Genomic DNA, 13,004 nt, shown 5'->3' on the forward strand with positions numbered 1-13,004 from the left:
CGAGAATGGGTAACTCGCCCGATGCGTTGACGTACGACGCGCTTCTAGCGTTGGAGACCTCCCAACCAATGGAGGAAGTCATGTCGAGTGAGTACGTCGAAACGGTGGTTATCGGGGCCGGCCAGGCTGGTCTCGCGGTGGGGTACCACCTTCGGCAAATTGACAGGAAGTTCTTGATTCTCGACGGCAATGTGCGGGTGGGAGATGGCTGGCGGCGGCAGTGGGACTCGCTGAGACTCTTCAGCCCCGCCAGCCACGACGCGCTGCCCGGGATGCGGTTTCCCGCCCCGAAGTGGTCTTATCCCGGCAAGGACGAGGTCGCGGACTATCTGGAGCAGTACGCCGCGGCGTTCGACCTTCCGATCCGACTTGAGAGCACTGTCGACTCCTTGGTCGCCAGCGCGGACGGGTATGTCGTGACCGTCGGCGCGCACCAGATCGAGACCAGCAACGTGGTGATCGCGACCGGCGGACTGGGGCGTACGCCGTACATCCCGGCTTTCGCAGACCGGCTCGATCCGGGAATTCTGCAGCTGCATTCGAGTGAATACCGCCGTCCCGCGCAGCTGCGGCCCGGTCCGGTGCTGGTCGTCGGTGCCTCGCACTCCGGCTGCGATCTGGCCTACGAGCTTGCGCCTCATCATCCGACAACGCTGTGCGGGCGCGACCCTGGCCAGATCCCCGTCCATCTCGATTCGCCGATGACCCGCGTGATCTTCCCTGTCGTGGCATTCGTGGAGGGCCACGTGCTCACCCGTCGTACGCCGATGGGACGGCGTGCCAAGACACATGTGCGCGACCATGGCGCGCCGATGCTGCGGGTGAAGCGGCGTGACCTGCTCGCCCGCGGGGTCAAGCGAGTCACCGAACGGGTCACCGACGCGCGAGGCGGCCTGCCGCTGCTGGCGGACGGCACCGTCGTGCAAGTCGCGAATGTACTGTGGTGCACCGGATTCCGTCAGTCATTCGATTGGGTTGATGTGCCGGTCTTCGACGACGACGGCTGGCCGGTGGAGAATCGCGGAGTCACCGAGTCGCCGGGCCTGTACTTCAGTGGGCTGTCGTTCCAGTACGCCTTCTCGTCGATGCTGATTGACGGCGCCGGACGCGACGCGGCGTACGTCGTACGGCATATCGGGCAACGCGAGCGCGCGTACGTCGACGCCTAACCGGATTGGGCCCGTCGCGGGTATTCTCCGACCAGGAGGATCCGCGATGGGCGTGGTCGCCGAACTCGTTTATGGGCGAGAGGCATTCGAACGCCGGGCCTGGGCCACGGCCTACGAGGCGCTGTCCGCCGTACCGCCGGAATCGCTGGGCGAAGCTGACCTGGCGGCCCTCGCTACGTCTGCTTATCTCGCCGGCGACCATGAGAGTGCGATCCGCGCGTGGCATCGCGCATTCGAGTCTCACATCGATTCCGGAGACAGCCTGAGCGCCGTTCGTGACGCTCATTGGCTGGCTTTCGCCAGCGCGGTCGGCGGTAATTTCGCGGCCGCGGAGGGGTGGGTCGCCCGCGCCGAACGACTGCTGCAGACTCAATCGGCTGATGTTGTCGAACGTGGCTATATCTGTATTGCGCACTTCCAGAGCTGCATCGCGGCAGGTGACTTCGCGGCAGCCGAAGAGCTCGCTACCCAGATCCGCGAGATCGGCGAACGGCACGGAGATGCGGATCTCGCGGCGCAGGGGCTGTGCGGTCAGGGTCGGATGATGATGTACGCCGGGCGCGTGCGCGACGGACTAGCGATGCTTGACGAGGCGATGCTGAGGATCGCCGGCGGCGACGTGTCGCCAATCTTCGCCGGCATGCTCTACTGCGCAATGATCGACGGCTGCCAGGAGGTCGGCGACTACCGGCGAATGTCCGAATGGACCTCCTCGCTGAGCCGGTGGTGCACCGCCCAGCCCGACATGGTGCCCTTCACCGGTCAGTGCGCCGTGCACCGCGCCCAGATCATGCGCCACCACAGCGGTTTCAACGAGGCGCTGAATGAACTCGCCTTAGCCATCGACCGCTACCGCGCGGCCGGCACCGAGCCCGCCGCCGGGATGGCATTTCACGAGCGCGGTGAAATTTTTCGAGTCCTGGGCGATTTTGAGGGCGCAGAGGAAGCGTTCAACGAGGCAGCCGCGCTCGGCTACGAACCGCAGCCGGGACTTGCGTTGTTATGGATGGCGCAAGGGCGAATTTCTGCGGCAGCCGCAGCCATCAAGCGGGTCCTCGCCGAGACCCCGAACCCGATCCAGCGGGCCCGGCAACTTCCGGCAGCCGTGCAGATATTGCTGTCCGCGGGCGCCGTCGTGGATGCCACTGCGCCCTCCGACGAGCTCGACTCGGTGGCGCGGCTGTTCGGGACGGACTCGATCGATGCGATCGCGTCGTACGCCGCCGGCCTGGTGCGCCTGGCAAACGATGATCCCGCCGGAGCACTGCCGCCGCTGCGACGAGCGTGGACCGCCTGGATCGACGCCGGGTCCCGCTACGACGCGGCGCGGGCGCGGGTGCAGATTGCGTTGGCGTTTCGTGCGCTCGGGGACGAAGACTCCGCGATCGCCGAGCTGTCGGTTGCGGGTCGTACGTTTGCCGAGCTCGGCGCGACCCCGGACGAAGAACTGGTCGCGAGGTTGGTACGGCGTACCGCTCCGGGTGGCTTGTCTGAGCGGGAGATCGAGGTGTTGCGTCTGGTCGCGGCGGGCAACAGTAACCCGCAGATCGCCGTTGCTTTGGTCCTCAGTGAGAAGACCGTGGCGCGTCATCTGAGCAACATCTTCGCCAAGCTCGCAGTCCGCTCGCGCACGGCGGCCGCGGCGTACGCCTTCGAGCATGGTCTCGTCCGTTAGTTCCGGGCGATTGCGACAGTGTGGAAGATCGGCGTACGCCGGCGTACACCGATCTTCCACACAATCGGCGATTGAGGCCTCTTAGGCGGTGCGGACGACCTCGTCGTACGCCAGCCGCGGCAGCCGGTCCATCCATGCATTGTCGGCGGGCTTGCCGACGTTGATGACGGCGAGCGTCTTGGCGGTGCCCTCGGGGAAGAAGTCGGCGTCGACCTGGGCGAAGTCGCCACCAGTCATCGGGCCGGCGGCGAGGCCCTCGGCGCGGATGCCAAGGATCAGGTAGCCGACTTGCAGGGTGGCGTTCATCTTCGCGATCTGATCCCGCTCGGGATTGTCGGCAAAGAGGTCCTTCGCGCCGGGGAAGTGCGGGAACTGGGTCGGCAGGTTCTCGTGGAACTCGGTGTCGGCGGCGACTACTAGCGTGAGCGGCGCGGCGAGCGTCTTGGCTTTGTTGCCGTCGGACAGCGCATCGACGAGCGTCTGGCGGGCCTGCGGCGTGCGGACCGCGACGATGCGCAGCGGCTGGATGTTCATCGACGTCGGGGCCCACTTGACCAGGTCGTAGATCGCCTGGAGCTGCTCGTCGGTCACGGGCTCATCGGTGAACGAGTTGGCGGTGCGCGCGTTGTGGAAAAGAAGATCGCGGGACTCGTCGGTGAGGATATCGTCGCGGAAGGTCTGGGTTGACATATTGAAAAGTGCTCCTTGATTGACGCGGAAGATCGAACCTCTCCACACTAGATGAAAATTCAACCAATGCTTCTAAGTTGAACCGTGAACTAACCCACACGGGTTCGCCAAGCGCTAGGTAGCCTGAGCAAAAGGTTTAGCCCGGCGAGAGGTGTTGTGATGGCGAAAAGCACGGAGTTCGACTACGAAGGTCACGGCGGCAAGCTGGTCGCGCGGCGCTGGGACAACGACGAACCGCGATATGTCGCGCTGATCAGCCATGGGTACGGCGAACACATCGGTCGCTACGAATATCTCGCCGATCGTCTCGTTGCAGACGGTGCGGCAGTGTACGGCGTGGACCATCTCGGCCACGGCAAGAGTGAGGGCGAGCGGGTCCTGATTCCCGACTTCGAGAAGGTCGTGCATGACCTTCGGGAGCTCGAGACCACGGCCCGATCCGAGCATCCGCAGTTGCCGGTTGTCCTGATCGGGCATTCGATGGGCGGAATGATCGCGGCCCGCTACGCACAGCATTACGGCGCCGATCTCGAGTCCGTCGTACTGTCCGGGCCCGTGATCGGCGCGTGGGACACCGCCAAGGTGCTCCTGGCGATGGACGAAATTCCGGACGTACCGCTCGACCCCTCGGTCCTGTCGCGGGACCCGAGTGTCGGTACGGCGTACGCCGAGGATCCGCTCGTGTGGCACGGCGCCTTCAAGAAGCCGACGCTCGAGGCGTTTGACAAGACGGTGCGCGACATCAACGCCGCCGGGCCGATCGAAGGTGCACCGGTGCTTTGGCTGCACGGCACCGACGATCAGCTCGTGCCGTACGAGAAGGCCGCCGAAGGCTGGAAGCTGATCGCGCCGGAGCAGAGTGCGCAGAAGGCGTACGACGGGGCGCAGCACGAGATCTTCAACGAGACCAACAAGGACGAGGTCGTCGACGACGCGCTCGCGTTCATCAACAAATACCGTTAAACGCTCTTCCTTGTCGCGGCAGATGAGGTGTGACCAGGGGAGTCTGCCGCGACTGGGGGCGGAGGCGGCCGACGTACGCCGCCAGCAAAAGCGTCAGGCCGCTGATGTCCCGTCGTCGCGAAACTTCACCGGAGTGTCGCCGACGATGGCGTTGTGGTTGCGGTGCCAGAAGATGTACTTCGAGCCGAGATTGACCATGGCAGCTAGCCGGTTGCGACCGCCTAATAGGTAGAACAAGTGGACCGCCATCCAGATGATCCATGCCGGGAAACCCTTGACCGGTGGTAGCCCTTTTGTCTGCAGTACGGCGGAACTGCGGCCGATCGTGGCCAGTGAGCCCTTGTCCCAGTAGCGAAATGCCGGGACCTGCTCGCCGGCGATTTTTGCGGCAATGAGGCGGGCGACGTACTTGCCGCCTTGCATCGCCGGCTGCGCCAACTGCGGAAGCGCGCGGTCACCGTCCTCGACCGCGACATCGCCGACGGCGAACACGTTGTCGAACCCTTGGACGCGCAGATGGTCGTCGATCTTGATCCGGTCGCCGCGGCCCTGCGGGACACCCCACGACTTGATCGACTCGTGCGTGGTTACGCCGGATGCCCAGACCACGATTCCGGCCGGGATGAAGTTGCCGTCGCCATCGACGACCCCGTCCTTGCGCACTTCCTTGACCGAGGTGCCGAGGCGCAGGTCCACGCCGCGCTTCTCCAGCGAGCGTTTTGTGTATTTCTGCAGGCTCGGCACGAACGGTCCGAGCAGCGCGTCCTGCATCTCGATCAACGTCAGATGGGTTCGTTGCGGGTCGAGCTCGGGGTAGGTGACAGGCATGTCGTTATTGCGCAGTTCGGCGAGCGCGCCGGCCATCTCGACTCCCGTCGCTCCGCCGCCGACGACGATGACTCGTAGGTCATCCTTCTGACCCCGGACGACCGCTTCCTCAAGCGTCGCGACGATCACGTCGCGCAGGGCGAGTGCCTGGGTGCGTGTGTAGAGGGGCATCGCGTGCTCGGCGGCGCCGGGTATTCCGAAGAAGTTGGCGGTGACCCCGGTCGCGAGGATGAGGTAGTCGTAGCGCTCGACATTGCCGTTGGTCAGGGTGATCGACTTCGTGTCGTGATCGATACCGGTAACCGTGCCGTTGACGAACCGCACGTTCTTCTGCCGCGAACGGATCGATCGCAAAAACCAGGTGATGTCGCCGGGGTTGAGCGCCATCGTCGCCACCTGGTAAAGCAGCGGCTGGAACGTCGAATACGTACGTCGGTCGATCAACGTCACGTCGACGTCGGCGCGTCGTAATGCGCGTACGGCGCTCAGCCCGCCGAACCCGCCGCCGATGACAACAACGTGCGGACGCTTGCTCGGAATCGTTTCGCGCTCAGCCATGCACCCTGCTTACCATCATCGGCCCCCGGAGCGCGATAGTAGGAGAGAATCGGGGGCATGGACGACGCGACGCCGAAGACCAGATTCGAAATCAGCCGCACCGGGGACAGCCTCGAGGACTACGCACAGCGGTTCATCGGCGGCTACGAATCGGGCGAGGACCTGTACGGCGAAGCCCGGTTTGTCGACGCGATGGCGAAGCGTGGCTCGCGGGTCCTCGACGCGGGTTGCGGCACCGGGCGGATGGCCGGTCAGCTCTCGAAGCTCGGTCATGATGCGATAGGGGTGGACCGCAGCGCCCGGCTTCTGGAGGTTGCGCGGAAGTACTTCGCGGACACGACGTACGTCGAAGCGGACCTGCTGACCGTCAGCGGCCAGGAACTCGGCGGCGGGAAGTTTGACATCATCGCGGCCGCCGGCAACGTCGTACCGTGCCTGGCACCGGACACCGAACGCGACGTGCTCGCCAACCTCGTCTCGCTGTTGGTCCCGGACGGCCGGCTCGTGCTCGGTTTCAAGACCGATCGCGAATACTCATTGGCTCAGCTCGATGCGGACAGCCACGCGCTCAGTCTGACGGAGGTGGCGCGATTCAGCGATTGGCAACTGGGCAAGTGGTACGACGAGTCCGGCTGGATCAGCGTCATTCTGCAAGCAGGCTAGGCGTTGGAACATGGAGGGAACACCATGAGCGACACCAAAGAGTTCAAGCGGGACAGCAACTACATCAGCGACCGGATTACGGTCGACGGTCGGGACGGATGGCCGGTCGAGCCAGGTCGCTACCGGCTGGTCGTCGCGCGCGCCTGCCCCTGGGCCAATCGCGCGGTGATGGTACGTCGACTGCTCGGGCTCGAAAACGTGATCAGCATGGGCATGTGCGGGCCGACCCACGACGAGCGGAGCTGGACGTTCGACCTCGACCCAGGCGGCAAAGACCCGGTCCTCGGCATCGAACGGTTGCAGCAGGCGTTCTTCGCCCGCGACCCTGACTACCCGCGTGGGATCACGGTCCCGGCCATGGTCGACGTACCCACCGGCAAGGTCGTGACCAACGACTTCGCGCAGATGACGCTCGACTTCGGCTCGGAATGGCGTGAGTTCCAGCGGAAGGGGGCGCCCGACCTCTATCCCGAGGCGCTGCGCGCCGAGATGGACGAGGTGATGCAGCGGGTCTTCACCGAGGTCAACAACGGCGTCTACCGCTGCGGTTTCGCTGGCTCGCAGGACGCGTACGAAGCGGCGTACGACCGGCTGTTCGACACGCTGGAGTGGCTCGAAAAGCGCCTCGCGACCCGGCGCTACCTGATGGGCGAGTCGATCACCGAGGCCGACGTACGGCTATGGTCGACGCTCGCCCGGTTCGATGCGGTCTATCACGGGCACTTCAAGTGCAACCGCCAGAAACTCACCGAGATGCCGGTCCTCTGGGCCTACGCCCGCGACTTGTTCCAGACGCCCGGCTTCGGCGACACGATCGACTTCCCGCAGATCAAAGAGCACTACTACGTCGTACACACCAACGTGAACCCGACGCAGATCATCCCGAAAGGCCCCGACCTCGCCGGCTGGATCACGCCACATGGGCGCGAGTCGCTTGGCGGGCGACCGTTCGGGGACGGTACGCCGCCCGGCCCGGTCCCCGAGGGCGAGCGAGTTCCCGCCGACCACACCCCGCTGACCAACGGATCGGCGGCGAACGCGCAGCCGGTCGCCTCCTTCGTCACCAATCCGGACGGTTCCACTCGGCCGTGGGACGGCAGCTGACCGGCGTGGCGCCGTACCTAAACACCGCCGTACTTAAATAAACACCGCCGTACCTAAATAAGGTCGTCCGAATCGGCGACTATCGCGACCACTACGTATGGCCTCCCGCCGAAATCGCGTGAAACCGGCGCGAGGGTGCGGTGAAACCGGCGGCGGGCACTCTCAGTGTCATGACTACAGACACCATGACCCCGCTGCCCGCCGTGACCCGGCCGGGGACCGAGACCGCCGTTCTCACTGAGGGCCTCGTCAAGACTTTCGGCGACAACCGCGCGGTCGACCACATCGACCTGCAGGTAAATGCCGGCGAGATCTTCGGCGTCCTCGGACCCAACGGCGCAGGCAAGACCACCGTGCTGAGCATGCTCGCGACCCTGCTCAAGATTGACAGCGGCAAGGCCGAGATCTTCGGCGTCGACGTACGCCGCCAGCCCCATGTCGTGCGTCAGCTCGTCGGAGTGACCGGGCAGTATGCCTCGGTCGACGAAAACCTCACCGCGATCGAGAACCTCTGGATGTTCGGGCGGCTGCAAGGCCTCAGCTCGGCAGCGTCGCGTCGTACGGCGAACGAGCTGCTCGGCCAGTTCGGACTCGAAGAGGCGGCCAAGCGGCCGATCTCGCAGTTCTCCGGTGGCATGCGCCGCCGTCTCGACCTCGCGGCCAGCCTCATCACCCGGCCACCGCTGATCTTCCTCGACGAGCCGACAACCGGACTCGACCCTCGCACCCGCGGGCAGATGTGGGTCACCATCCGTGAGCTCGTGAAAGGCGGCTCCACGGTCCTGCTGACGACGCAGTACCTCGACGAGGCCGACCAGCTCGCCGGGCGGATCGCGGTGATCGACAAGGGTAAGAAGGTCGCCGAGGGCACCCCCGACGAACTCAAGACCTCGGTCGGCTCCTCGACGTTGCAGGTGGTGCTCTCTAACCCTGACGAGATCGCCGCCGCGATGGACCTCGTACGTCGGCTACTTAGCGAAGACCCCGTACTTAGTCCCGAAAACGCGCGCATCAACGTCGCTCTCGACAACGCCGACCAAGCGGCCGACGTACTCATCGGGCTGCGCAGCTCCAACATTTCGATCGCGTCGGTCAACGTGCAGAAACCCAGCCTCGACGAGGTGTTCCTTGCGCTGACCGGTCACGACACCGCCGAGCCCACAGACGCCGGCAGCACCGTCGCCGATAACACCGGCTCCCATAACGCCGGCTCCCATAACACCCAGGAGGTGAACCGATGACTACCCTCATCGCCGAACCAACCGCGACGGTCGCGATCGACCGCGTCGCCCAAACCAAACCCCATGTCACACTGCGCGAGACGTTCAGCCAAATAATGACCATGGCCTGGCGGGCCACGAAGAAGATGCGCCGCAACCCGGAGCAGTTCTTCGACGTCACCGTCCAGCCGCTGCTGTTTACCGCGATGTTCGCCTACATCTTCGGTGGCGCGATCAGTGGTGACGTGCAGAGCTACCTGCCGCTGATCATCCCGGGCATCCTCGCGCAGACCGCGCTCACCTCGTCCATGGCCACCGGCGTACAACTACGCGAGGACATGGACAAGGGAGTCTTCGACCGGTTCAAGTCACTGCCGATCGCGCGGATAGCGCCGCTGGCCGGGCCGATGGTCGCGGACCTGCTGCGCTACGCGCTCGCGACCACGCTCACTTTCGTGATGGGCTTCATCATGGGTTATCGCCCCGGCGGCGGCGTGCTCGGCGTCCTCGCCGGCGGTCTGCTGGTCGTCATCACCGGCTGGTCGCTCGCCTGGGTCTTCACCTGGGTCGGCACGATCGCCCGCTCCGCCCAAAGCGTCCAGGGCATCTCGATGATGATCATGTTCCCGCTGACGTTCCTGTCCAACGCGTTCGTGCCAGTGAGCTCGCTGCCTGGTTGGCTGGCCGCCTTCGTCAAGGTCAACCCCGTCTCGCACGTCGTAACTGCCGTGCGCGACTTGGCCAACACCGGCACCGTGACCGGTCAGGTTGGGTGGGCATTGGTGGGATGCGCTGCGATGGTGGCGATCTTCGCGCCGCTGTCCTTGCGTAGCTATCAGCGCAAGATGTAGCTCAGCCGAGCAGTTTCGTGAGGAACTGCTGCGCCTCCCCGCGCAGGTCGGCGCCGCGGCGATCGCCGTACTCCTCCTGCAACTTATCCAGCAACCCCGGTGCGATTCTTTCGGCCGGGGTTGCGGCGTTGTCCCATGCCATCGTGGGGGTCAGCCTGCTGTAACCGAAGCGGTCGGCGAGCACGATCAGGCGGATCGCGTCGGGTGCCGGCAGCGCGTCGCGCAAGAGTCCCCACAGACCGATCGCGAACAGCACCAGTCCCGTGACCGGGTAGTCAAGGAAGTTGCGTGGCGGATCCAGTTCGCTGTTTATGGCGAGGGGTGCCTTTGATCGCAATAGGTTCCAAAGGTCGGCGCCATCTTCGCCGGTGCCGTACAGCGCGTACGCCGCAAGACCGGCCGACTCCGCGAACAGCAGCCACGGCTCCTGGCCGCTGGGCTCCTCCAGCCCGGGAAACCGCAGTTGGCGGGACTGCGCGATGTTGGCACGGTGCAGCTCGAGCCCGGCCTCAGAGTTGCCGCGAAGCAGCGCGAGCTCGGCCTGGCCGATAGTGACCGGAAGGTTGCCGCCGAAACCGACCTTCGACCAATCGATGCGGGTCACCTCGTCGTACATCCGCTCGGCCTCGTCGTACTCGCCGTTTAGCATGGCCGCGACGGCGAGTATGGAGCGGCATTGAACCGCATCGTCCATGCTGCCCAGCCGATCGAGCACCGGAACGGCGAGTCGCGCGTGGCTCGCGGCCTCATCAAATTGCCCGAGCTGCGAGTGCCACTGCGCGAGCTGGGTACGCAAGATCGCCCGCCCCCATGGCCCGTCCTCGTCGCGGCGCAGCGCCAGCGCGCGCGTCGCCGCGTCAACAGCGCCTCGCGCGTCGCCGGCGTTCTCGAGAGTGTGTCCCAGGTAGAGCAGGGCCTGGATCGCGACGTGCCGGTCCGGGTCGTCGCACATCCGGACGATCTGGGCGAGAGACTCCGCGTGATCACCGGCGGCGGTTAGGGCGAGCACGACCTTGACTACGCCGGCGATCATCGGTGTCGAACCGGGGCCGATCCTTTCCAGTGCCATGCGGGTGATATCAGCGGGCCGCGGATGCCCGATGAACGAGTTGGTCAGGACCAGGCTCATCGCGACTCGTGCATGGTCGGCGAGCTCCGGCGGCGGCATCCAGCCATCCACGGCGGCCTCGACGGCATCGATCAGCGCGATCACCCTGCTGTGCTCGCCGCCGATCGACCAGAATCCGCCGAGCGCCGCAAGCAGCACGATCATCGTGTCGGTGCCGGCCTCGGCCAGGGTACGTCGCAGCACGTCCGCGAGGTTGGTCTCCTCGGCCCGGATGGCGTCCATCGCGGCGAGCTGATGCGGACCGTGCACCTTGAGAGCCCAGCGGCCGGCGTACTCGCGGGCCCACGCCTGCAGCGCCAGCGCGGCGGCGGCGTCCTCACCCGCGTCGATGAGCTGCATGCGGCCGAATTCGCGCACCGTCTCGAGCATCCGGTAGCGCACACTGGCCCCCGCGTCGCTGACGGTAAGCAGTGATTGGTCGACGAGGTTCTGCACCGCATCGAACGCGTCGGTACCGAACACCGTCTCGGCGGACTCGAGGGTGAACCCGTCATGGAAGATCGCGAGCCAGCGTAAGGCGCGGCGCTCGTGCTCGGCCAGTAGATTCCACGACCAGTCGATGACGGCGATGAGCGTCTGGTGTCGGTCCGGCGCCGTACGGTCCCCGCCGCGCAGCAACGCGAACCTGTTTTCTAGGCGCCGATTGATGTCGCGCACCGACATGACGCGCACCTTCGCGGCGGCCAGCTCGATGGCGAGCGGAAGACCGTCGAGTCGGCTGACGATATCGGCGGCCGCCACCTCGTCGATCTCGACGTTGGGGCGGGCCGAGGTCGCGCGCTGGGTGAACAGGTCGATCCCGTCGGAGACACTCAACTGACTGAGCGTGTAGATCCGCTCGGCGGCGATGTTGAGCGGCGCGCGGGTGGTGGTCACGACCCGTAGCCCGCGTGCGTTGGCGACGAGGAACGCGACGAGGTCGGCGACCGCGCTGACGACGTGCTCGCAGTTGTCGAGGATGAGCAGTGTCGGCGCGGCGTCGAGGTGTTGCGCGATCCGGGCTCGTACGTCGGCGCGCTGCTCTGCGGTAAGCACCCGCCGACCGCTGACGGAGTCGCGCACTCCGAGGGCCGAGCCCACCTCGCCGACGACGTCCTCCGGCGCCGAAACGCCGACAAGCTCGACGAAATGCACGATCGACTGCTCGGAATCGCGTCCGACGACGTGCGCCAGTCGGGTCTTGCCGAGTCCGCCGGCACCCACGATGGAGACGACCCTGGACGTGTGAAGCATGGCGCGTATCGCCCGTACGTCGTCATCGCGACCGATCAGCGAGTTGATGTCGTACTGAAGGCCATCGCGGACAGGGCGGTCGGCGGCCAGCAATTCGCCGTACAGACGCTGGAGCGCGACGCTCGGGTCGGTGCCGAGCCGTTCGGCGAGCGCGACCCGGTACGTTTCGTAGCGGTCGAGTGCCGAAGATGGCCCGCGTACGGCGGATTCGCTGCGCAGCAGGCATTCGAGGAGCGCCTCGTCTTGAGGGTGATCGAGTACGGCGCTTTCGAGCACGCCTATCGCGGCCGGGTGATCACCGCTTCGGCTCAGCGCCATCCCGAGCAGAACCTTCGCTTCCGCGGCGCGGGCGCTCGCGCCGCTGCGCAGGTCGGCGAGATGCCCCGAACCGATCGGGTGCCCGTCGACGAGACGGATTGCTTCCTGTGCCGCATCCCGGGCCTTGTTGGGGTCGCCGTCCGAGAGGCGTTTGCGGGCATCAGAAACGAGATCGTTGAGGAGGAACACGTCGACCTGGTCGCGGGGGAGCGCCAATCGGTAGCCATTCGACGTACGCGAGATGATTTCGTGAGCGGTGGCGCCTCTGGTCCGCGAGACGACGACCTGCAGTGCCTTCGTCGGGTTAGCCGGCCGCGCTTCCGGCCACAGCGTGTTGATCAGGTAGTCGTCAGTGGCGCCGTCGTGCGGATGCATGGCAAGGATGGCGAGCAGCGACTGCGGACGTTCGCCGACCAGAGGGGCGCCGCGCCAGGTGACGCCATCGAGGAGGGTGAGGGTGATCGGCACCGGTCCAGAGTACGGCGTATTCGCCGATCAACCCGCCGTACCGACGACACCGCCGTACCGACGACACCGTCGTACCGACGACACCGCCGTACCGACGACACCCTCGCACATTTGTGCCATTTCGCAGCAGTGCCA

Annotated in this window: 10 protein-coding genes; 7 read left to right on the plus strand and 3 right to left on the minus strand. The window is 65.7% G+C overall.

The features are described 5' to 3' along the window. Window positions 1–5: 5 nt before the first annotated feature. Window positions 6–1,169 (plus strand): flavin-containing monooxygenase, encoded by a 1,164-nt coding sequence (locus CLV47_RS02530; RefSeq protein WP_202862338.1) that lies wholly within the window; start codon window positions 6–8, stop codon window positions 1,167–1,169. Between the two features lie 46 nt (window positions 1,170–1,215). After that, window positions 1,216–2,844: a helix-turn-helix transcriptional regulator gene (locus CLV47_RS22410; RefSeq protein ID WP_106347404.1), complete on the plus strand. Its 1,629-nt coding sequence runs from the start codon at window positions 1,216–1,218 to the stop codon at window positions 2,842–2,844. An 81-nt stretch (window positions 2,845–2,925) separates the two neighbouring features. Here CLV47_RS22410 and CLV47_RS02540 read toward each other — a convergent pair whose 3' ends face one another. Further along, entirely contained in the window at window positions 2,926–3,534 is a 609-nt protein-coding gene (locus tag CLV47_RS02540) for a malonic semialdehyde reductase (protein WP_106347405.1), read from the minus strand. A 159-nt stretch (window positions 3,535–3,693) separates the two neighbouring features. Here CLV47_RS02540 and CLV47_RS02545 point away from each other — a divergent pair, with 159 nt between their 5' ends. Further along, window positions 3,694–4,497, plus strand: a complete 804-nt coding sequence (locus tag CLV47_RS02545; RefSeq protein WP_106347406.1) for an alpha/beta hydrolase — start codon at window positions 3,694–3,696, stop codon at window positions 4,495–4,497. 93 nt (window positions 4,498–4,590) lie between these two features. On the opposite strand, the gene CLV47_RS02550 is transcribed toward CLV47_RS02545, so the two are convergent. After that, window positions 4,591–5,883 carry an NAD(P)/FAD-dependent oxidoreductase gene (locus tag CLV47_RS02550; protein WP_106347407.1) on the minus strand — a complete coding sequence of 431 codons (1,293 nt, stop codon included), beginning with the start codon at window positions 5,881–5,883 and terminating at the stop codon, window positions 4,591–4,593. A 57-nt stretch (window positions 5,884–5,940) separates the two neighbouring features. Between CLV47_RS02550 and CLV47_RS02555 the strand changes: the two genes are divergently transcribed. The 4 genes from CLV47_RS02555 to CLV47_RS02570 all read left to right on the plus strand — a co-directional run bounded on the left by CLV47_RS02555 (window position 5,941) and on the right by CLV47_RS02570 (window position 9,721). Beyond that, window positions 5,941–6,546, plus strand: coding sequence for a class I SAM-dependent methyltransferase (locus CLV47_RS02555; protein ID WP_106347408.1), 606 nt, complete (start codon window positions 5,941–5,943; stop codon window positions 6,544–6,546). A gap of 24 nt (window positions 6,547–6,570) precedes the next feature. Continuing rightward, window positions 6,571–7,650, plus strand: coding sequence for a glutathione S-transferase family protein (locus tag CLV47_RS02560; RefSeq protein WP_106347409.1), 1,080 nt, complete (start codon window positions 6,571–6,573; stop codon window positions 7,648–7,650). Window positions 7,651–7,820: 170 nt separating this feature from the next. Further along, a complete protein-coding gene (locus tag CLV47_RS02565) occupies window positions 7,821–8,891 on the plus strand; it encodes an ATP-binding cassette domain-containing protein (RefSeq protein WP_238145177.1) in 1,071 nt (356 codons plus the stop codon). Beyond that, the gene (locus tag CLV47_RS02570; RefSeq protein WP_106347410.1) at window positions 8,888–9,721 is read left to right on the plus strand and encodes an ABC transporter permease; all 834 of its coding nucleotides are present in this window, start codon (window positions 8,888–8,890) and stop codon (window positions 9,719–9,721) included. The genes CLV47_RS02565 and CLV47_RS02570 overlap by 4 nt, the downstream gene beginning before the upstream one ends. 1 nt (window position 9,722) lies before the next feature. Here the strand turns inward: CLV47_RS02570 and CLV47_RS02575 are convergent, their stop codons facing one another. Further along, the gene (locus CLV47_RS02575) at window positions 9,723–12,869 is read right to left on the minus strand and encodes an ATP-binding protein (protein ID WP_106347411.1); all 3,147 of its coding nucleotides are present in this window, start codon (window positions 12,867–12,869) and stop codon (window positions 9,723–9,725) included. Between the last annotated feature and the right edge of the window lie 135 nt (window positions 12,870–13,004).

It is taken from the genome of Antricoccus suffuscus (assembly GCF_003003235.1).
GTDB classification, from domain to species: Bacteria; Actinomycetota; Actinomycetes; order Mycobacteriales; family Antricoccaceae; genus Antricoccus; species Antricoccus suffuscus.

Coding starts and splice junctions, on each gene's coding strand:
- CLV47_RS02530 (WP_202862338.1), top strand. CDS start 6: ATGGGTAACTCGCCCGATGCGTTGACGTACGACGCGCTTCTAGCGTTG.
- CLV47_RS22410 (WP_106347404.1), top strand. CDS start 1,216: ATGGGCGTGGTCGCCGAACTCGTTTATGGGCGAGAGGCATTCGAACGC.
- CLV47_RS02540 (WP_106347405.1), bottom strand. CDS start 3,534: ATGTCAACCCAGACCTTCCGCGACGATATCCTCACCGACGAGTCCCGC.
- CLV47_RS02545 (WP_106347406.1), top strand. CDS start 3,694: ATGGCGAAAAGCACGGAGTTCGACTACGAAGGTCACGGCGGCAAGCTG.
- CLV47_RS02550 (WP_106347407.1), bottom strand. CDS start 5,883: ATGGCTGAGCGCGAAACGATTCCGAGCAAGCGTCCGCACGTTGTTGTC.
- CLV47_RS02555 (WP_106347408.1), top strand. CDS start 5,941: ATGGACGACGCGACGCCGAAGACCAGATTCGAAATCAGCCGCACCGGG.
- CLV47_RS02560 (WP_106347409.1), top strand. CDS start 6,571: ATGAGCGACACCAAAGAGTTCAAGCGGGACAGCAACTACATCAGCGAC.
- CLV47_RS02565 (WP_238145177.1), top strand. CDS start 7,821: ATGACTACAGACACCATGACCCCGCTGCCCGCCGTGACCCGGCCGGGG.
- CLV47_RS02570 (WP_106347410.1), top strand. CDS start 8,888: ATGACTACCCTCATCGCCGAACCAACCGCGACGGTCGCGATCGACCGC.